Here is a 19,714-nt window from a genome sequence, read left to right as displayed (position 1 = left end):
CGGCCCCACCGCCGTACTCCGGCCCGACGCCGCCCACCGGCCAGCCGCAGAATTTCTTCGACTGGATCCGCAGCCAGGGCATCCATCGTGGCCGCGAGCGCTGGATCGGCGGAGTCGCCAGCGGCATCGCCGAGCGCTTCGGCGTCGACCCCCTGATTGTCCGCGGCATCCTGATCGTCCTGACTGTCTTCGCCGGCGTCGGCGTCCTGCTCTACGGCGTCGCCTGGGCCCTCCTGCCCGAACCCGACGGCCGCATCCATGTCCAGGAGGCCGCCGCAGGCCGCTGGACGGCCGGGATGACCGGTGCCCTGGTCACCACAATCATCGGCTTCCCCAGCATGGGCACCGGCGTCTGGGGCTGGGACCGCTACGGCTTCGCCCCCTTCATCTGGACCGTCTTCTGGGTGGGCGGCGCTATCTACCTCATCTACTACCTGACCCAACGCAACAAATCCCGGATCGGAGCCATCCCCAGGTCCTCGAATCCCCAGCCCGGAAGCCCGACGGACCCGGCCTATCCGCCGACGCCGTCAACCCCGTCGACTATGTCAACCCCGTCAACCCCATCAACGCTGGCAACCCCGCCGGCGCCGTTCGCCACCACCGGGTACGGCGCGTCCGACACGCTGCCCCGCTACGGTGAGTCCATCCCCGGCCCGGCCTGGGGCACGCCCCCGCCCTCGGGACCCGTCCCTCCGCCGGGCGGTGGCTACCAGCCGGAACGCGGGGACGGGCCCGTCCGGCCGGCCAAGACCCGGAATCCGGGTCCCGGCGCCCCCGCCGTCGCCGTCACCGCCGGCCTCGCCCTGCTGGTGGGCGGCGGCCTCAAGGCCCTCGACGTCGCCAACGTGATCGACCTGGGCACCTCCAGCAACGCCATCGTCTGGGCCAGCGCCGCGGTGGTCCTGGGTCTCGGCATCCTCATCGCCGGGCTCAGGGGCCGCACCTCGGGCATCCTCGGGTTCTTCGCCGTCGTCGCCCTGATCGTCGGTGGCATTTTTAACGTGCTTCCCAACGGCGACCGTTTCCGCCCGCAGAACGCCGACTGGTCACCGGTGAGCATCGACCAGGCCCGGGGCGGTTTCGACATCACCGCCGGCACCGGGACCGTGGACCTGACGCGGCTCGCGCTCAATCCGCCGCTGGGAACCGATCTTGTGGTCCCGATCGACGCTACGGCGAGCAACCTCACGGTGGTCATTCCGGGCACCGTACCGGTCGAGATCCGCGCCGACATGACCATGGGGAACCTCAAGGAGGGAAGCCAGAACCACAGCGGCATGACCACCCAGCAAAGCCACTACAACACCGGTAAGCCGGGAGCCACGCTGGTCGTCAGGATCGACGGCACCTTCAGCAACGTCACCATCAAGGAAGGGAACTGACATGAGCAGCTATGACGCACCGGCCGGTGGTCCGGACGGCAGCAGCCCGGCCGCTCCCCCGCGGTACGCGGGCCCGGATCCGGTGGAGGACACCCCGCCCCGGGTGGGCACGATCGTCTGGGGGCTGATTGTGGTGGCCCTCGCCGCACTCATCATCGTCTCCCAGCTCGGCATCGTGGCGCTCAACGGCACCTACGTGGTGATCGGCCTGATGATCGGCGCGGGGGCGGCACTCGTGATCGGCGGGGTGCTCTCGGCCCGGGGACGTGACAAAAAAGCATCGACAGGGAAGTCTTGAACCATGGAAAAATTCTTCAGCACCATCCGGGGCCTTGGCCTGAAACGTGGTCCGCAGCGCTGGCTGGGCGGTGTGTGCGGCGGGATCGCCGCCAAACTAAACGTGGATGTTGCGTTCGTCCGGATCGCTTTCCTGCTCATCGCGCTGCTTCCCGGCCCGGCATTCGTGTTCTACCTCGTAGCCTGGCTGCTCCTCCCGGACCAGCGGAACGCCATCATCCTTGAGTCGTTCCTGTCGAAGCGCTCGACCCGGCCCTGAAGGACCCGACCAGGAAGTGAAGTGCCTCTGCCCACCGGGCAGGGGCACTTCCCGTTGTAACCGTTTGTGTCATGGCCCACAGGCGCGATTAGACTCTAAGGTGAGCTCAGCGTGGCGCTCTGCCTGTATACCTTCGAACCAGGATTTGAGCCGAGACATGAAAATTGGAATCCTCACCAGCGGCGGAGACTGCCCCGGACTGAACGCCGTCATCCGCGGCGCCGTCCTGAAGGGCATCGCCGTCCACGGCCACGAATTCGTGGGATTCCTGGACGGCTGGCGCGGCGTCGTCGAGGCTGACACCATCGACATCCCCCGCACCTTGGTCCGCGGCATCGCCAAGCAGGGCGGGACCATCCTGGGCACCTCACGCACCAACCCGTTCGAAAACAACGGCGGCCCGGAGGTCATCAAGGCCAACATGGACCGGCTCGGCATCGACGCCCTGATCGCCATCGGCGGCGAAGGCACCCTGGCCGCCGCGAAACGGCTCACCGACGCCGGACTGAAGATCGTCGGCGTCCCCAAGACCGTCGACAACGACCTCGACGCGACCGACTACACCTTCGGCTTCGACACCGCCGTCGAAATCGCCACCGAGGCGATCGACCGCCTGCGCACCACGGGAGAGTCCCACCACCGCTGCATGATCGCCGAGGTCATGGGCCGGCACGTGGGCTGGATCGCGCTGCACGCCGGCATGGCCTCGGGCGCCCACGCCATCCTGATCCCGGAGCAGAAGGCCTCGATGGAGCAGATCGCCGAGTGGGTCGTCTCGGCCCGGGACCGCGGCCGCGCCCCGCTCGTTGTGGTCGCGGAGGGTTTCGTCCCGGACGACCAGGAAACGCCGCACTCCGAACGCGGCCTGGACACCTTCGGCCGCCCGCGGCTCGGCGGGATTTCCGAGCGGCTGGCCCCGGAGCTGGAAGCCATGACCGGCATCGAAACCCGGGCGACGGTCCTTGGCCACATCCAGCGCGGCGGGGTTCCCACCGCGTTCGACCGGGTGCTGGCGACCCGCCTGGGGATGGCCGCCATTGACTCCGTCGTCGAGGAACGCTGGGGCACCATGGTGTCCCTGAACGGCACCGACATTGTCCACGTGGGCTTCGATGCTGCGCTCGGCAACCTCAAGACCGTCCCGAAATACCGCTACGAAGAGGCCGCGGTCCTCTTCGGCTGACACTCCTGCTCCCCCGCGCTGACCCCGACACGCCGGTGGGTAGGGTGGAGCCATGACACTTGAGCCCGGTTCGATCGACATCATCCAGCTCGCGTGGGGCCGCCGCCTGGGGCTCGACGACGGCGCCTTCGCGGCCGCCGCAGGCGAGCGCATCACCCGTGCCGATGAATCGGCCCGGGCCGTCCAGTTCGTCCGGCTGTTCGGCAATTCGGCCCTGGTGGGCCCGCAGTGGGCGCTGGACGCCGCCGCCGGGCTGTCCGACGGCGACCTCGCGCAGCACGTCACCCTGTTGACCATCACCCGGGACCACGGCGGCCACGGGCTCGGTGCCGCGGCGCTGTTCTTCGCGGACGATCTGCCCCTGCAGCAGCCGTCGGAGGAGCTCACCGTCTCGCACGGAAATCCGGAAGCGATCGAACTGGAATCCGCCTGCCCGCCGGATGACGTGAACGAGGTGGGTCTCTCGGACCTTGAGCACCGCTTCACCATCATGCATCTGGAGGACGGCCGCCGGACCCCGGTCGCCTGCGGCGCATACACCGAATGGGAGGGCATCCTGGCGCATATGGGCGTGCTGGTCGCCCCAGAGTGGCGCCGCCGCGGACTGGGATCGCTGGCGGCCTCGATCGCCGCCCACGAGGCCCTCGCGTCCGGGCTGACGCTGCAGTGGCGCTCCGACGTCAGCAATCAGGGCTCGCTGGCCATGGCCCGGAGCCTGGGCTTTACCGCCGGCGGCATCCAGACCAGTGTGCTGCTGGGCTGACCCGGCAGGACCCCGGCCTCACCTCAGCGGGACGGCGCCTCAGCGGGACTGCGCCGCGGCGCCCCTGGTGCCGGCCGACGCTGCCGGTACAGTACCGGGCGTTCCCCAGCCCTGCATCGGCTGGGGCTTGGCAAAGAACAGCGCCACCGCCGCGCCGATCAGGATGACGGCAGCGGGCAGCATGATGGACTGGCCCATCGCCGTCGAGAATCCCTCTTTCAGCGCCTCGGGCAGTGTGCCGCCGAAGGCCATGGGGCTGGCCCCGCCGGAACCTGCCGGCGCCGCCGGAAGCTCCGCCGCGAGCCGGGCCTGGATCAATACCGCGATCGCGGCGCTGCCGAGGACCGCCCCGATCTGCCGGGTGGTGTTGTAGACACCCGAGCCGGCACCCGCCAGGCGCGGCGGCAGGTTGCGGGTCGCCGTGGAGCTCAGGGGCGCCCAGATGCCCGCGTTCGCGAATCCCAGCACGGCGCTCGGCAGGAGGAACAGCCAGATCGGCGTGTCGGGGTGCATGAGGGAGGAGTTCCAGAACAGCGCCACCGACATCAGGACCAGGCCGGCCGCGGTGATGAACTTCGGGTTGACCCGGTCAATGATCTTGCCCACCACCGGGGCGAGCCCGCCGGAGATGAGCGCCATCGGCACCATCATGAGCGCCGACTGGGTGGGGGTCAGGCCACGGACAATCTGGTAGTAGAAGATCAGCGGGAGGCTGAAGGCCGTCACCGTGAAGCCGACCGTGGTGATGCCGATGTTGGCCAGGGAGAAGTTGCGGTCCTTGAACAGGGACAGCGGCAGCAGGGGTTCGCCCTTGTTCACCTTCTGCCACACAACGAACACCACCAGGACCGCGATCCCGGAGATGATGAGCCCCCACACCGTGATGGGTCCGGTGATGGTGCCCCAGTCGTAGGTCTCGCCCTCCTGGATGCCGAACACCAGCAGGAACAGCCCGACGGCGCTGAGCAGCACGCCGGGGATGTCGAACTTGTGCGGGTGGGTGCTCAGCGACGGCACGTAGCGCAGGGCCAGGAAGAATCCGACGAGGCCCACCGGGAGATTGATGAAGAAGATCCACTCCCATCCCAGGCCGTCAACGAGGACGCCGCCGAGGATCGGGCCGACCAGGGTGGCGACGCCGGCCGTGGCACCCCAGATTCCCATCGCGGCCCCGCGCCGGTCCGGCGGGAAGATCCGGGTGATGACGGCCATGGTCTGCGGCGTCATCAGCGCGGCGCCGAAGCCCTGGAACACCCGGGCCAGGATCAGCATCTGCACGTCGCCGGAGAGCCCGCACCAGAGCGAGGCCAGGGTGAAGACGACGAGCCCGGTCAGGTAGAGCTTCTTCGGGCCGAAGCGGTCGCCCAGCCGGCCGGTGATCAGCAGCGGCACGGCGTAGGCGAGCAGGTAGGCGCTGGTCACCCAGATGACCGAGTTGATGTCGGTATTGAGGCCTTCCATGATGCGGGGGTTGGCCACCGAGACGATGGTCGTGTCGACCAGGATCATGAAGAACCCGATCACGAGGGACCAGAGTGCCGGCCACGGCCTGGCAACGTTTTCCATGGGATTCCTTACGGGTTGAAAGGGATGTTTGCCGTCGTTCTAAAAGCATTCGGCGGGGCCGGTGCCCCGGATGGGCTTACCAGGCGAGCTGGCCGGAACCGAGCTGGTCCTGGAGGTTCCGGATCCAGCCGGTCTCGGCCTGCAGCATGGCCTGCTGGTACTCCATGTCGATCCAGTACTTGCGTTCGACGCCCTTCGCCCGGACCCGCTCCTGCGCGGCGGCGAGGAAATCCAGCTGCTCCGCCAGGCCCCTGAGGCGGCGGTCGAGCAGGTCAATCACGACGCCGGCCGGCAGGTTGTACGCTTCCGAGACGGCCAGCGGGAACGAGGGGTACTCGTTGACAGGGACGGACAGCAGGTCCTGAAGCCTCTGGGTGAGGGCTTCCCGGCCCGCCCCGGAGATCTCATAAGTGGTGCGTTCGGGACGGTTGCCCTCACGGTCAGTGCCGGTGGCGGCGACCAGTCCCTGCTCCTCGAGCCGTCCGACCGCGTGATACAGCGTTCCCGGCCGGACCTTCACGAGCCGGTCCTCGTGCCGGGCCATCAGCAGCTGGTACATCTCGTAGGGGTGCATGGGCTCTTCCACCAGCAGGGAGAGTGCGGCGACCCCCAGCGGTGTCAGGGGTGCGGTTCGGGCCATGGGGCGTTGTCCTTCACACGGTGTCTTTCAACGCGGCCGGAAGCCGCGGCGGTTATTCCACTAGAACTATTCCATATGGAGTATTGGCGCGCAAGGCGCCGCGGGGCCGTTGCGGCGCCTCAGCCCAGCAGGGCCAGGATGTCCTTGCGTTCGAACATCTGTGCCGCTGCCCGGGCGGAGGGCGTCCCGGCGTCGGGGTCCGCGCCGGCGTCGACCAGCACCTGGGCTACCTCCGTGTAGCCCTTGAAAACGGCCCCCGCCAGCGGCGTCTGCCCGCGGTCGTTGGCGGTATTGGCCTCTCCGCCGTGCGCCAGGATCAGCCGGACGGTGCCGGCATGGCCGTGGTAGGCCGCGAGCATCAGCAGGGAGTCGCCGGCCGCATTGGTCATGGTCGCCGGGGCTCCGGCGGACAGATAGCGTTCGAGCAGCGCATCGTTGCCTGCACGGGCCGCGTCGAAGAGGGCATGGGCCAGTGCCAGGGTTTCCTCGTCAGGGGCGCCGGTTGTATCGCTGCTCATCGCGTCCCCCGCAGGAAGCCGGTCTGGCGGCCCACCACCTGGCCGGCGTCGGGAGCCACGATGACCTCCTGCGCCGCGGTGTAGGGCTCGTCGCCGTCCAGTACGGTCAGCACTTCCTCCGGCGGGACGGAACGCTTGACCACCGCCAGGGCCACCGGCCCCATTTCGTAGTGCTGCGCCACCGACGTCACGGTGCCGACCTTGCGATCACCGGACCGGACCTCACTGCCGACAGCGGGCATGGTGTGCTGCGAGCCGTCGAGCTGCAGGAACACCAGCCGGCGCGGCGGGTGGCCCAGGTTGTGGACGCGGGCCACGGTTTCCTGGCCTTTGTAGCAGCCCTTGTTCAGGTGCACGGCGGTGCGGAGGAGGTCCAGTTCGTGCGGGATGGTCCTGTCGTCGGTTTCGGCGCCCCAGCGGGGCCGCCACGCCGCGATCCGCAGCGCCTCGGCCGCCCAGACGCCGGCGAGCGGGCGGTCGCCCACCGTGGCTTCCAGCTCGGCGGCCGGGACGAGGTACTCGAACCAGGGCCGTTCCAGCCCCGGGTGGGCGTCTTCCCCCACCACCGCATAGGAGTAGCCGCCGGCGCCGACATGCGGCCAGGGGTCTTCCCAGACCAGCAGGCCGGACCATTCCAGCACCTTCCGGGTGGTTCCCAGCACCGCCCAGTCCGCCGACACGTCGGTAATCTCGACGCGCAGCATGAACTTCATTCTGTTCAGCCACTCGGCCAGCGGCCCGGCCTCGGCTGCCTCCACGATCAGCCAGGTCGTCGCGCCGTCGTCCACCACCCGCGCGTCGAATTCGATCCGGCCCTGCACGCTGAGGAGCAGCAGTTCGCTGGACTGCCCGGCCGCCAGGTTGGTGAGCTGCTGGGAGGACAGGGTGTTGAGCCAGCTCAGCCGGTCGGGCCCGGCCACGGTGACGACACCGCGGTGGGACAGGTCGACGACGGCGGTGCCGGCGGCCAGCGCGCGCTGTTCGCGCAGCGGTTCGCCGTAGTGGGAGGCGACGCCGGCGTCCGCGCCGCCGGCCTCGACGGCGCCAGGGCGCGCCAGCAGGGGGCTCTTGTTAGTCATATGTAGTAGAAGTCCTTAGGGCTTAGCGGTATTCCGGATTTTCGAAGTCAAACGTGGTCCCGGCTTTCCAGGCCTCGGGCAGATTTCCGTAGGCGGGAATGCCGCCGGAGTCCTTCAGCATCCGGGCCAGGTGCAGCAGGTTCCAGGTCATAAAGGTGGTGTTGCGGTTGGTGAAGTCACTTTCCGGACCGCCGGAGCCTTCATCGAGATAGCTCGGGCCCGGCCCCACGGCGCCGATCCAGCCGGCGTCGGCCTGCGGGGGGATGGTGAAGCCAATGTGCTGGAGGCTGTAGAGGACGTTCATGGCGCAGTGCTTGATCCCGTCCTCATTGCCAGTGATCAGGCAGCCGCCCGCTTTGGGGTAGAACGCCCATTGTCCCTTGCCGTTGAGTTCGCCGGAGTGCGCATAGAGGCGTTCGATGAGTTTCTTGGTCTGCGAGGAGTTGTCGCCCAGCCAGATCGGTCCGGCCACGACGACGATGTCGGCGTCCCGGACGGACGGATAGAGTTCCGGCCATTCATCGGTCTGCCAGCCGTGCTCGCGCATGTCCGGATAGACGCCGCTGGCGATGTCGTGGTCCACCGTCCGGATGACCCTCGTGCTGACGCCGTGTTTTTCCATGATCCGGCGGCTGACTTCGATCAGGCCCTGGGTGTGGGAGGTCTCCGGGGACTTCTTGAGGGTGCCGTTGAAGTAGACGGCCTTGAGGTCGCTGTAATCGGCAGGCATGTTGGGCATTGCGGCTGTGGCATTCACTTTGGTGCTCCCTGCGGTCGCTACGGACAACGGAAAAACAGTGAGACCCCTGGATCAGGCTGCGTTCGACGGCGCGCGGGGCGCCGCTGGTCAGCTGGCCTTCTGAAGGATGGCGGACGCGTGGGCTGCCAGGCCGCTGCCCCCCTCGGGACCCTTGCCGGTTGCCACGTCCCAGCGCCAGAGCAGATTGCCGTCCACGAGTCCGAAGATCCGGGTGGCGGCGGTGTACTCCTTGGAGTGGCTGCCGCGCATCACCATGTCCGTGCTGAGGTGGATCTGCGGGCCCTTAATCTGGCCGTAGTACAGCTCGGAGATCCCGCCGGGGTGGGAGATGGACACGGAGATGTCGAAGCCGCCGTCTTTGTTACGCATGGCTTCGACCTCGTCGGCGCTCTTGAGCACGGGAACGATGTCGGCAGGGATCAGTCCCGGGCCGCCGTCTTCCTCGCGCTGCTTGCGCTCCAGAGCCCAGAAACCGGTTTCGACGGTCAACGGACGCAGCCTGGTGCCGTCGTCGTCGGTCAGCCAGCTTTCGGCACGGTACTGCAGGTACGGCAGGCCGTTGTGCGTGAAGGAGACGTGCTGCAGGAAGTGCTCGGAATCCTCTTCCCCGGCCCCCAGCCGGCCTCGGCCCTCCCACTCACCAATGAGCCAGGACAGCGGAACGATTTCGGGTGTCAGATCTGTCGGTATTTCAATCGGCACAGCAGTTACCTCTGGAAACGAAGACGACTATTAATTTCTGGCTGTTTACTTCTGGCCTTTGAAAAGGCGGTAGACAACAAAGCCGGCGAACCACGCCATGGCCAGGCTGGCAACGCCGAGCAGAACAAGGAAGAAGATTTCAAATGCAAGTACGGACATGATGCCATCCTAGCGCTTTAGTAGATGAGTAGTTTGTCTATGAAGTAAGCCAGCGAACCGACGGCGGCAACCGGCGCGAGCCCAATTCCAAGGGCTGCCGCAAAGCTTAGCGATTCACCGCGGATGATCACCAACCGGCGGAAACTCACCAGCACCGCCCCCACCACAACCCCGACGATCGCGGCCGGCAGCACGGCGATGTCGGAGAAGACCAGGCCGGCGAGCGGCCCTGCCAGGCCGGCCCCGATGACGCCCAGCGGCGCCACGATCCGGTCGGGCCAGCGGATCAGGCCCGCCAGCAGGGCGATCGAGGCGCTGATCGCCGCGACCAGGAGCATCTCATGCACGCCGTTGAAGCGGGAGCAGGCGATCCACCCCGCGCCCAGGCAGGACAACATGACGCCGGCAGAGGACCCGAGGGTGGACTCCAGGCGTTGCGCCTGCCCCGTGCCGCGGATCAACTGCATCACGAAGATCGCCATCACGCCTGCGGCCATGAACGACGGCGTCCAGTCCAGAAAACCCGGGGCCGGAAGATAGGTGGCGGCGATGGCGGCGCCGACACCGGGCAAGGCGATCAGGGCGCCAAGGGTCTTCCGGGCCGGGATGCCCAGGAAATGCGGCCAGCCGATTCCGACGCCGGCCGCCGTCAGCACTCCTACGGCCAGAAGTGCCTCCGGTGAGGCGTAGGACGCGCCGACAATCGCGGCGAGTCCGGCCAGGCCGATAATGCCGATGATCCAGGACTTCACCGTTCACCCGGCATCTGTTTAGCCGTTGTACGTGTTCCGGTCATCGTTGTACCTTCGCTCACTGCGGACCCCAATTCGACCTGATCTTTCGTCAGGGGGCTGCGGCCCCGACGGATCAATCCTGCCCTATGTGACCGTTTTGTGTCGCAAAAGAAACGGCCGGGGGTGACGGAACCGTGTCCGGAAGGGGGCATTTGGGTATACTCAAAGTCAGCTACAGACGCCCAACGATGCGCGGACACCCCTTGGAGGAAACATGTCGCACATCCTGCTACTGACGAACAGCACCGGCTCTTCGGTGGACGTCCTGCCTGCTCTGGAACTGCTGAACCACCGGGTGCACATTCTTCCGGCCGAGCCGACTGCGCTGCTGGAGACCGACCCCTGCGACATCGTCTTGCTGGACGCCCGCAAGGACCTCGTGGGGGCCCGCTCCCTGACCCAACTGCTCAAGGCCACCGGCCTGAGCGCCCCCCTGATGCTCATCCTGACTGAGGGCGGCATGGCCGCCGTGTCCTCGGCGTGGGCCGTCGACGACATCCTGCTCGAGTCCGCCGGACCTGCCGAGGTCGAAGCCCGGATCCGGCTGGGCGTCGCCCGGGCCGTGACGGAACAGGACGATGCCCCGACCGAGATCCGGGCCGCCGGCGTCGTCATTGACGAGGCCAGCTACACCGCACGGGTCAACGGCGCACCGCTGAACCTGACCTTCAAGGAATTTGAACTGCTCAAGTACCTGGCGCAGCACCCCGGCAGGGTGTTCACCCGCCAGCAGCTGCTGACCGAGGTTTGGGGCTACGACTATTACGGGGGCACCCGCACCGTGGACGTCCACGTCCGGCGGCTGCGGGCCAAGCTGGGCGCCGACCACGAGAACCTGATCAGCACCGTCCGCAACGTGGGCTACCGCCTGACGCTGGTCCGGCACCCCGAGGAAGAACTCACCGAAGCCTGAACCTGGCGGGTTCCGGCCACGGCCCGTCCGGCCGCCACACAGCCCGGCCACGAAGAACCCCCGGTTCGCGGGCCCTGGAGAACAAAGAAAAGCCCCGGACCTCGGTCCGGGGCTTTTCTGCTTCAGTGGAGGACATACGGGTCGAACGTATCGAGGCCACCCCAGTGGTGGATCCCCCTCGCATCCGAACGTCCGTTCCAGAAACAGGCACTGGACGAACAGCCGGATGAGTTAACGACTCTACCGAAGAGTTCCGGAAACAACAAAATCGGCCCCGCCCCCACCGCACCGTATAGCCTTGCACCATGAGTCCTGCGCAACCTGAAAACTGGCCCGTGCTCGTCGCCAAGGGAGCTGCGGATGAGCAGCTCCTGAAGGACGTCCTGGCCCTCGCGGCCGACGCGGAGGAATCCGATGGCAACCCGCCGCTGTCCGAACAGACGCTCGTGACGCTGCGTGCCGCGGATGCCGGCGAGCATTCAGTGCTGACCCTCGCCCTGTACAGCCCCAACGATAAATCCGACCCTGCGACGGCGCAGGACCTGGCCGGGGTCGCCGTCGTCATCGGGGACCCGGACGGCACAGGAGTGCTGGAAATCGCCGTCCACCCGAGCTACCGCAACCAGGGCGTGGCGGACCGGCTCGTCGGCGAGCTCCGGACCACCCGCGGCTTCGCCGGCCTGAAGGCCTGGTCCCACGGCAACCACGAAGCCGCGGCCGACCTCGCCGCACGCTACGGCTACGGCCCGGTCCGGGAGTTGTGGAAGATGCGGCTCACCAGCGCGGCAGCGGAGCTGCCCGACGTCCCCCTGCCCGACGGAGTGACACTGCGCGCCTTCGTTCCCGGCCGGGATGAGGATTCCTGGCTCGCCGCCAACCGGGCCGCGTTCGCGCACCACGCCGAGCAGGGAAACATGACCCGCGCCGACCTGGACGCCAGGATGGCTGAGCCGTGGTTCGATCCCGCCGGTTTCCTGCTGGCCGTCGATGCCGCGGACCGGATCCTGGGCTACCACTGGACCAAGGTGCACCCCCGGCACGGAGACCACCCGGCCATCGGCGAGGTGTACGTGGTCGGTGTCACACCCGGGGCCCAGGGCAGCGGACTGGGCAAGGCGCTGACCGTCGCCGGTATCCGGCACCTCCAGCACCAGGGGCTGCACGCCGTCATGCTCTACGTCGATGCGGACAACATTCCGGCCGTTTCGCTCTACCGTCGGCTCGGCTTCACCCGCTGGGACGTCGACGTCATGTACGCCCCGCTGGAAGGGCGTTAATCCACTCGGCAGACATCCGGTCTGCGCACGGGGAAATCCGGACCGCCCGAAAGCTGATCGCTGGCTGATTGCTTGTAAGGTTGAAGCTAAATCGCGCCAGCATTAGGAGAGACCATGCAACGGGAATCTGCCCGGACAGCCACGTCTGAAGCCGCTACGTCGGACAAAAAAGTGCGACCCCCGCGTGCCCGGTTTGGCTCCTCCGAAGTGCCCGCCTCGCGGGCCACCCAGGACCGCATCGACATTCCTGAATTCGCGCCCAGCCTGGAGCCGGAGGGCGACTTCAGCCCGGACCGCTTCCTGGACCGTGAACTGAGCTGGCTCTCCTTCAACGCCCGCGTGCTGGAACTGGCCGAAGACCCGGACCTGCACCTGCTGGAACGCGTCAGCTTCCTCTCCATCTTCGCGTCCAACCTGGACGAGTTCTTTATGGTCCGCGTCGCCGGGCTGAAGCGCCGGATCGCCACCGGCCTGGCCGTCCCCTCCCCTGCCGGGCTCAGCCCGATGCAGGTCCTCGAGCAGATCGGCGAGGAGGCCCACCGTCTGCAGCAGCGCCATGCCCTCGTCTACGCCGAGCAGATCCGTCCGGCGCTGGCCTACGAGCACATCCATCTCATGCACTGGGACGAACTCGATTCCCAGGCCAAGGACCAGCTCAGCGCCATGTTCGCCGAGAAGGTCTTCCCGATCCTGACCCCCCTGGCCGTGGACCCGGCCCACCCCTTCCCCTACATCTCGGGACTCTCACTCAACCTCGCCGTCGTCGTCCGCAACCCGGTCAGCGACAAGGAACTCTTCGCCCGCCTCAAGGTCCCGGACCAGCTTCCCCGGCTGATCTCGGTTGACGGCCCGCGCGCCGGCTCGGTGCCGGGCCGGGTGGCCCGCTTCATCGCCCTCGAGGAAGTCATCGCCGTCCACCTGGACCAGCTCTTTGCCGGGATGGAGGTGCTGGAGCACCACACCTTCCGCGTCACCCGCAATGAGGACCTCGAGGTCGAGGAGGACGACGCCGAGAACCTGCTGCAGGCCCTGGAAAAGGAACTGCTGCGCCGCCGTTTCGGCCCGCCGGTCCGGCTCGAAGTCACGAACGACATCAACCCGAACATCCGGGCGCTGCTGATCCGCGAGCTGGGCGTCGAGGAATCCGAGGTCTACTCGGTCCCCGCGCCGCTGGACCTCCGGGGCCTCTCGGTCATCGCCGGAATCGACCGGGCCGACCTGCATTACCCCAAGCACGTCCCCCACACCTCCCGGTACCTCAACGAATCGGAAACGTCCAAGGCAGCGAACGTCTTTGCGGCCATGCGGCGGCGGGACATCCTGCTGCACCACCCCTATGACTCCTTCTCGACCTCGGTGCAGGCGTTCCTGGAGCAGGCGGCCTCGGACCCGAAGGTCCAGGCCATCAAGCAGACGCTGTACCGCACGTCGGGCGATTCGCCGATCGTCGATGCCCTGATCGATGCCGCCGAAGCCGGCAAGCAGGTCCTGGCCCTCGTGGAGATCAAGGCGCGTTTCGACGAACAGGCCAACATCTCCTGGGCCCGGAAGCTGGAGCAGGCCGGCGTGCACGTGGTCTACGGAATCGTGGGCCTCAAGACGCACTGCAAACTCTCCCTCGTGGTCCGCCAGGAAGTCGATGGTCTCCGCCGCTACTGCCACATCGGCACCGGCAACTACCACCCCCGCACCGCCCGCTATTACGAGGACCTGGGCCTGCTCACAGCCAATGAGCAGGTGGGCGAGGACCTGTCCAAGCTTTTCAACCAGCTCTCCGGCTACGCGCCGAAGTCGACCTTCAAGCGGCTCCTGGTGGCGCCGCGGTCGGTCCGGTCGGGACTCATCGACCGGATCGAAACCGAGATCCGGAACGCCCGGGCGGGCCTGACCGCCCGGGTCCAGATCAAGGTCAACTCGATGGTGGACGAAGCGATTATCGATTCGCTGTACCGGGCCTCGCAGGCCGGTGTTCCGGTGGATATCATCGTCCGCGGCATCTGCTCACTGCGTCCCGGGGTGCCCGGCCTCAGCGAGAACATCACCGTCCGCTCGGTGCTGGGCCGTTTCCTGGAACACTCCCGCGTCTTCGCGTTCGCCAACGGCGGGGACCCGGTGGTCTACATCGGCTCGGCGGATATGATGCACCGTAACCTTGACCGCCGGGTGGAAGCCCTCGTCCAGCTCACCAGCGGGGACGACACCACGTACGTCATGGACCTGCTGCGCCGCTACATGGATCCGGGCACCGCCAGCTGGCACCTGGACAGCCAGGCGCAATGGACCCGCCACCACCTTGCCGACGACGGGCACGAACTCGAGGACATCCAGTCGTGGCTGCTCAATTCCCGCTCGCGGCAGCGCGCGGCCGGGCTGCGGTAGGGGCTCTGTCATTGAATAGCGATGCACTGGTTGCCGACCAGACAGACCATCTCGGCGAAGAGATTGCCGTGGTGGCTGCGGGCGCCTTGCCGTGGCGCGTCGCCCCGGGCGACAAGGACAAGCTCGAGGTCCTGCTGATCCATCGCCCGCGGTATGACGACTGGTCATGGCCGAAGGGAAAAATCGACCCCGGCGAGACGGTGCCCGAGTGCGCGTCCCGCGAGGTCGAAGAAGAGATCGGGCTGAAGGCGCCGCTGGGCATCCCGCTGCCCGCCATCCACTACCACGTCCCCGCGGGCCTGAAGGTGGTCCATTACTGGGCGGTCGACGTCGACGGCGCCCCGCTCCTGCCGGACGGCAAAGAGGTGGACAGCGTCATGTGGTGCTCGCCGGAGAAAGCCGCCCGCCTGCTGAGCAACCCGAGCGACGTGGCACCGCTGGAGCACCTGGATGCCGCCCACGCCCGCGGCGAATTGAAAACGTGGCCGCTGGTGATCGTGCGCCATGCCAAGGCCAAGCCGCGCTCCTCCTGGTCCAAAGCCGAAGGGGACCGGCCCCTGGCTGCCACGGGGATGCGGCAGGCGCAGGCAGTGGGGCGGCTCCTGCAGGCGTGGAAGCCTATGCGCATTGTCTCCAGCCCCTGGCTCAGGTGCGTGGCCACCATCGCCCCGTACGCCAAGGCGTCCGACGCGAAGGTAAAGCTGAACGAGGCCCTCACGGAGCACCGGCACGGCCGCCACCCGCACAAGACGGCGGCCGCTGTCGAGGGCCTCTTCGACAAGCAGCGGGCCGTCGCGCTTTGCACGCACCGCCCTGCCCTCCCCACCGTGTTCGCCCAGCTGGGAAAGCACATGGGTTCCCGGCTGCGCGCCCTGCTGCCGGCCACCGATCCGTTCCTTGCTCCCGGCGAGATCGTCGTGTGCCATGTGGCGCACCACAGCAAGGACAAAGTCGTCGCGGTGGAGCGGTTCAGGCCCTTCGACGACTGAGGTCCTTGACCCTCCGGGCTGCCCAGCCAGCAAGACGAATAAGGCTCGGACCGGACTTCTCAGTAGACTGGGACGGTGAGCATTCCAACGCCCTATGAAGACCTGCTGCGCGATGTCCTGGACCATGGCACGCACAAATCGGACCGGACCGGGACGGGCACCCTGAGCGTCTTCGGCCGCCAGATGCGTTTCGATCTGAGCAAGAGTTTCCCCCTGATCACCACCAAACGCGTGCACTTCAAGTCCGTCGCCGTGGAACTGCTGTGGTTCCTCCGCGGGGACACGAACGTGAAGTGGATGCAGGACCAGGGTGTCACCATCTGGAACGAATGGGCCGACGCCGACGGCGAACTCGGCCCGGTCTACGGCGTCCAGTGGCGTTCCTGGCCGACCCCCGACGGCGGCCACATTGACCAGATCGCCGAACTCGTCGAAAACCTCAAGTCCAACCCGGATTCCCGCCGGCACATCGTCTCGGCCTGGAACGTCGCCGAGCTCAAGGACATGGCCCTCCCGCCGTGCCACGCGTTCTTCCAGTTCTACGTCGCCGACGGCAAGCTCTCGTGCCAGCTCTACCAGCGCTCCGCGGACACCTTCCTGGGGGTGCCGTTCAACATCGCCTCCTACGCCCTGCTGACCTGCATGGTCGCCCAGCAGACCGGCCTGGAACCCGGCGAATTCGTCTGGACCGGCGGCGACGTCCACATCTACGACAACCACATGGACCAGGTCCTCAAGCAGCTCACCCGGGCCCCCTACGACTACCCGCAGCTCAAGATCACCCGCAAGCCGGGCTCCATCTTCGACTACACCCTCGATGACTTCGAGGTGGTCGGATACCAGCACCACCCGACGATTAAGGCCCCGATAGCCGTATGAGCAACGACAAAATGCCGGGCGCGCAGCCCGCTGATTTTACCGCCACGCTGGATGCCCTCACCGGGCTCGGCGTCGTCTGGGCCCAAACCAGCACCGGTGTCATTGGCAAGGACGGCGGTATGCCGTGGCGCCTTCGCGAGGACATGGTGCACTTCACCCGGCTCACCACCGGGCACCCCGTGATCATGGGCCGCAAGACCTGGGAGTCCTTTCCCGAGAAATACCGCCCCCTGCCCGGGCGGACGAACATTGTGATCACCCGCCAGGAAGGCTGGGGTCAGACTGCTGTCGCGGAGGGCGCCGTCGCGGTCAAGTCCCTGGACGACGCCCTCCTGGAGTCCCAGTTCGCCTCCGGCAACGAAATGGTCTGGATCATCGGCGGCGGCAATATCTATGCGCAGTCCATGGACCTCGCCAACGTCGCCGTCATCACCACGATCGACACCACCACGGAGGGCGACACCTTCGCCCCGGACCTCGGCTACGACTGGACCATGGGCGCGAGCCTGCCGGCCGACGGCTGGCAGACGGCGGAAAACGGCACCCGCTACCGCATCAACGTCTGGCACCGGGCGGAGGGCTAAGGGAATGCTGACCAAATCCGAGACCCTCTTCGTCCTGGGCTATATGCTGCTGCCGCTGCTGGCACTGCTCTCCGCGATCGTGGGGCTGACCATGATCCTGGGCGGCGACAAGATCCTCGGCGCAATCGTGCTAGTGGTGGTCACCCAGGCCTTTGCCTTCGGGGCGTTCTTCGCCCTCCGGAAGCGGAAGCACGCGCTGCTCACGGAGCACGACGGCGAGTAACACCCTGCCGGTCACCGGCGCATGGGGAGATCACCCCATCGCCGGCTGCGGCGGTTCCGGTTACCTTGGTGCCGGTTAGGTACGCACGCCGGAATGCACCAGATCCCGGCCCCAGCCGGTTAGGCTGATGCACGGATAGGGGGAGCCGCTATGGCAGGAAACTTGTGGGGCGCCGACGTCGCCCAGCTGCGCACGCTCGCGCAACAGTTCGGTAAGACGTCCGAGACGCTGCTGCAGCAGTCGACGACGCTGACGTCGGCGATCAACAACAACACCGCCTGGAAGGGTGCCGACGCCGCGCGGTTCACCTCCGAGTGGAACGGCAGCCACCGGGCCCTGATCCAGAAGACCGCACATGCCCTCAAGGCCGAGTCCAAGCGGCTGCTGACCCACGCCGAGCAGCAGGAGAAGGCCAGCAACGCGGCCACCGGCGGCGGCGGAAGTGCCGGAATTGCCGGAATTTCCGTGCGGAGCGGTACTGGCAGCAATCCCTGGGGACCGGACTGGCTGGCGAAAGGTTCACCGTTCAGGGACGCGTGGGGTTTCCGGGGTATGACGAAAACAGCCTTCGACCTTCCCAAGAATGTGTTTGGCCTGGCCACGATGGCATCGAAGGGCTTCGGCACGTTCACTAACGCCGCCGCCTGGGGCAGGCTCCCCGCCACCAGCGCGACCTACAATCTCCTGGATTCGGCCACAGACCTGATCGGGCTCAAAAATCTCCAGAAATACGTCCCGGCTTTCAACAAGTTCAGTGGCGTCTTCGCAGAAAGCGCCTGGCTGTTCAAGGGCAAGGGCACGGTCCTTGAAGCTCTGGGCAAGGGCGGGCTCGGCCGCGGCCTGGGTTGGGCCGGCGTGGGCCTCAACGGATTCGACGCCGTCAAAAACTTTGCAGAGGGCAATCCGGAAGCCGGCGCCTGGTCAGGCGCCAAGGCGGCCCTCGGCGTTGCCTGTTTCCTTCCCCCGCCGGCCGGCACCGTCTGTGCCGTGGCCAGCGCGGCCATCGCGATTTACGAGATCCCAGCGGTCAAGGAATTCGTGAACGGCGCTGCCAGTGACGTCGCAGACGCCGTTGGCGCGGCGGTGAAGGACCCAGGCAAATTCGTCGAAGACACCGGGAAGAATCTGGCCGACCTTGGCAAGGGCGCCGCCAGCTTCCTGGGCTTCGGATAAATTCAATTGAAGGGTACCCGCGTGACAACCAGCATCCAACCTACTGACTCGCCGGATACGGCAGTCGGCTTCGGCTTTGCCGAAATCGCCTACCTGATCCGGAGGTTCGACACCGACTCCGCACGGAAGTCGGCCCAGGTACTGCGGCTGGAAGAGGAAGTCCAGTCCGATCCGATCTGCATCGCCGGAAGTTCGTCTCTCCTGGGCCGCGGCTTCGCCAGCGTCGACGACGACCTTGACCTGGAAGGCCCGGCCGTACCCACTGCCTATGCCTTGTCCCGGGCGGACCGCTGGACCGAAATCAGCCTGGTCGACGGTGAGAAGACAGATACGGTGGTGCACGTGGAGTCCGACAAAGTGTCGCTGCTGATGCAGCCCCGGACTCTCAGCACGTGGTTCGTCTTCGCCCAGGACCCCGAGGTTGACGGTGCCGACGCCGAACTGTCCATCATCGAAGAACACACCCGAACCCACCCCGGCGGCACAGCGTTCATCCGGGTCAGGACGATCTCCGCCGAAGACCACCTCCTCATCCGACCGGACAACGGCGGCTGGGCGGTCGCCAAAGTTGTCGACCCCGCAACGGACGTCGCCGAAACAACGGGTCTGGACACCGCGGGACTGCTCATTCGGATTCGGGAAACCAGGGGGGACGGCGTCTCATGAGCGACGCTCCGGAGCACGGACGCCCGTCCCGGCGCAAGGGCTTCTATAAGCGCCAGATCGAGCTGGAAGCCGCGAAGCAGGGGCTCACCGTTGAGGAGTACGGTGTCTACAAGGGCTCGGTGGGAAGTGCGCTCAAGCCAGTCAATTCGGCTGGCGGCCTGCTGTTCCTCGCCGTCCTGATCTCGGTCTTCTCCAGCGTGGTAGTTGTGGCCGGCGTTGGGCTGTTGATCGACAACAAGGTTACCAACTGGGTGCAATTAATCATTGGCTTTGCCATCGTCCTTTTCACGGTGCCCACCTCCTGGGCGTATTACCTCAAGGAACGCAAGGCCGTACGCCTTCGGCGCGCCAGCGGCAAGACGCTTCAGCACCCCACCCGCCGCTCAATAGTCCGGGACTAGACCGCAGCTCCGATTGGAACGGCGGCAGGCTGCACAGCTACGCCGCCGATGAGATCGGTTTCGCCCGGGCCGGCTCGTGACCCATCGTCGCCACCGCGCCGGGCATGCCGGAGCTGGCCGAATTC

22 protein-coding genes are annotated in these 19,714 nt (G+C 66.9%); 15 read left to right on the top strand and 7 right to left on the bottom strand.

Going from position 1 to position 19,714, the window contains the following annotated elements:
• From BJQ90_RS12050 to BJQ90_RS12030, 5 genes are all read left to right on the top strand, one after another.
• Positions 1 to 1,385, top strand: a 1,385-nt coding sequence (locus BJQ90_RS12050; RefSeq protein ID WP_226760492.1) for a PspC domain-containing protein, incomplete at its 5' end; no start/stop codon positions are given.
• A gap of 1 nt (position 1,386) precedes the next feature.
• A complete protein-coding gene (locus BJQ90_RS12045; RefSeq protein WP_226760491.1) occupies positions 1,387 to 1,683 on the top strand; it encodes a hypothetical protein in 297 nt (98 codons plus the stop codon).
• Positions 1,684 to 1,686: 3 nt separating this feature from the next.
• A complete protein-coding gene (locus tag BJQ90_RS12040; RefSeq protein ID WP_226760490.1) occupies positions 1,687 to 1,941 on the top strand; it encodes a PspC domain-containing protein in 255 nt (84 codons plus the stop codon).
• 157 nt (positions 1,942 to 2,098) lie between these two features.
• On the top strand, positions 2,099 to 3,124 hold the full coding sequence (locus BJQ90_RS12035) for a 6-phosphofructokinase (RefSeq protein ID WP_226760489.1): 1,026 nt from the start codon (positions 2,099 to 2,101) through the stop codon (positions 3,122 to 3,124).
• A gap of 52 nt (positions 3,125 to 3,176) precedes the next feature.
• Positions 3,177 to 3,887 (top strand): GNAT family N-acetyltransferase, encoded by a 711-nt coding sequence (locus BJQ90_RS12030; protein ID WP_226760488.1) that lies wholly within the window; start codon positions 3,177 to 3,179, stop codon positions 3,885 to 3,887.
• Between the two features lie 39 nt (positions 3,888 to 3,926).
• Here BJQ90_RS12030 and BJQ90_RS12025 read toward each other — a convergent pair whose 3' ends face one another.
• The 7 genes from BJQ90_RS12025 to BJQ90_RS11995 form a co-directional block, all read right to left on the bottom strand.
• Positions 3,927 to 5,453, bottom strand: a complete 1,527-nt coding sequence (locus BJQ90_RS12025; protein ID WP_226760487.1) for a DHA2 family efflux MFS transporter permease subunit — start codon at positions 5,451 to 5,453, stop codon at positions 3,927 to 3,929.
• A 76-nt stretch (positions 5,454 to 5,529) separates the two neighbouring features.
• On the bottom strand, positions 5,530 to 6,093 hold the full coding sequence (locus BJQ90_RS12020) for a PadR family transcriptional regulator (RefSeq protein ID WP_226760486.1): 564 nt from the start codon (positions 6,091 to 6,093) through the stop codon (positions 5,530 to 5,532).
• A gap of 119 nt (positions 6,094 to 6,212) precedes the next feature.
• Entirely contained in the window at positions 6,213 to 6,611 is a 399-nt protein-coding gene (locus tag BJQ90_RS12015) for an ankyrin repeat domain-containing protein (protein WP_226760485.1), read from the bottom strand.
• Positions 6,608 to 7,690, bottom strand: a complete 1,083-nt coding sequence (locus BJQ90_RS12010; protein WP_226760484.1) for a YgfZ/GcvT domain-containing protein — start codon at positions 7,688 to 7,690, stop codon at positions 6,608 to 6,610. Before BJQ90_RS12010 ends, BJQ90_RS12015 begins: the two co-directional genes overlap by 4 nt.
• A 22-nt stretch (positions 7,691 to 7,712) precedes the next feature.
• Positions 7,713 to 8,429, bottom strand: coding sequence for a flavodoxin family protein (locus BJQ90_RS12005; RefSeq protein WP_226760494.1), 717 nt, complete (start codon positions 8,427 to 8,429; stop codon positions 7,713 to 7,715).
• 108 nt (positions 8,430 to 8,537) lie between these two features.
• The gene (locus BJQ90_RS12000; RefSeq protein WP_226760483.1) at positions 8,538 to 9,152 is read right to left on the bottom strand and encodes an FABP family protein; all 615 of its coding nucleotides are present in this window, start codon (positions 9,150 to 9,152) and stop codon (positions 8,538 to 8,540) included.
• Between the two features lie 176 nt (positions 9,153 to 9,328).
• Positions 9,329 to 10,063, bottom strand: a complete 735-nt coding sequence (locus tag BJQ90_RS11995; protein ID WP_226760482.1) for a permease — start codon at positions 10,061 to 10,063, stop codon at positions 9,329 to 9,331.
• A gap of 256 nt (positions 10,064 to 10,319) precedes the next feature.
• Between BJQ90_RS11995 and BJQ90_RS11990 the strand changes: the two genes are divergently transcribed.
• The 10 genes from BJQ90_RS11990 to BJQ90_RS11945 all read left to right on the top strand — a co-directional run bounded on the left by BJQ90_RS11990 (position 10,320) and on the right by BJQ90_RS11945 (position 19,589).
• Positions 10,320 to 11,018 carry a winged-helix domain-containing protein gene (locus BJQ90_RS11990; protein WP_226760481.1) on the top strand — a complete coding sequence of 233 codons (699 nt, stop codon included), beginning with the start codon at positions 10,320 to 10,322 and terminating at the stop codon, positions 11,016 to 11,018.
• 305 nt (positions 11,019 to 11,323) lie between these two features.
• The gene (gene mshD, locus BJQ90_RS11985) at positions 11,324 to 12,295 is read left to right on the top strand and encodes a mycothiol synthase (protein WP_226760480.1); all 972 of its coding nucleotides are present in this window, start codon (positions 11,324 to 11,326) and stop codon (positions 12,293 to 12,295) included.
• Positions 12,296 to 12,409: 114 nt separating this feature from the next.
• Entirely contained in the window at positions 12,410 to 14,674 is a 2,265-nt protein-coding gene (locus BJQ90_RS11980; protein ID WP_226760479.1) for an RNA degradosome polyphosphate kinase, read from the top strand.
• Positions 14,675 to 14,685: 11 nt separating this feature from the next.
• Positions 14,686 to 15,663 (top strand): NUDIX hydrolase, encoded by a 978-nt coding sequence (locus tag BJQ90_RS11975; RefSeq protein WP_226760478.1) that lies wholly within the window; start codon positions 14,686 to 14,688, stop codon positions 15,661 to 15,663.
• A gap of 75 nt (positions 15,664 to 15,738) precedes the next feature.
• On the top strand, positions 15,739 to 16,542 hold the full coding sequence (locus BJQ90_RS11970) for a thymidylate synthase (RefSeq protein WP_226760477.1): 804 nt from the start codon (positions 15,739 to 15,741) through the stop codon (positions 16,540 to 16,542).
• Positions 16,539 to 17,126 (top strand): dihydrofolate reductase, encoded by a 588-nt coding sequence (locus BJQ90_RS11965; protein WP_226760476.1) that lies wholly within the window; start codon positions 16,539 to 16,541, stop codon positions 17,124 to 17,126. Before BJQ90_RS11970 ends, BJQ90_RS11965 begins: the two co-directional genes overlap by 4 nt.
• Positions 17,127 to 17,130: 4 nt before the next feature.
• The gene (locus tag BJQ90_RS11960; RefSeq protein WP_226760475.1) at positions 17,131 to 17,349 is read left to right on the top strand and encodes an NF038396 family protein; all 219 of its coding nucleotides are present in this window, start codon (positions 17,131 to 17,133) and stop codon (positions 17,347 to 17,349) included.
• Positions 17,350 to 17,499: 150 nt separating this feature from the next.
• The gene (locus BJQ90_RS11955; protein ID WP_226760474.1) at positions 17,500 to 18,522 is read left to right on the top strand and encodes a WXG100 family type VII secretion target; all 1,023 of its coding nucleotides are present in this window, start codon (positions 17,500 to 17,502) and stop codon (positions 18,520 to 18,522) included.
• Between the two features lie 21 nt (positions 18,523 to 18,543).
• On the top strand, positions 18,544 to 19,188 hold the full coding sequence (locus BJQ90_RS11950; protein ID WP_226760473.1) for a hypothetical protein: 645 nt from the start codon (positions 18,544 to 18,546) through the stop codon (positions 19,186 to 19,188).
• Positions 19,185 to 19,589 (top strand): hypothetical protein, encoded by a 405-nt coding sequence (locus BJQ90_RS11945; RefSeq protein WP_226760472.1) that lies wholly within the window; start codon positions 19,185 to 19,187, stop codon positions 19,587 to 19,589. Before BJQ90_RS11950 ends, BJQ90_RS11945 begins: the two co-directional genes overlap by 4 nt.
• Positions 19,590 to 19,714 lie beyond the last annotated feature (125 nt).

Source organism: Arthrobacter sp. SO3 (genome assembly GCF_020532825.1).
Lineage (GTDB): Bacteria > Actinomycetota > Actinomycetes > Actinomycetales > Micrococcaceae > Arthrobacter.
The sequence above is the reverse complement of the archived record's forward strand: the minus strand, read 5'-3'. Positions and strand labels throughout refer to the sequence as shown.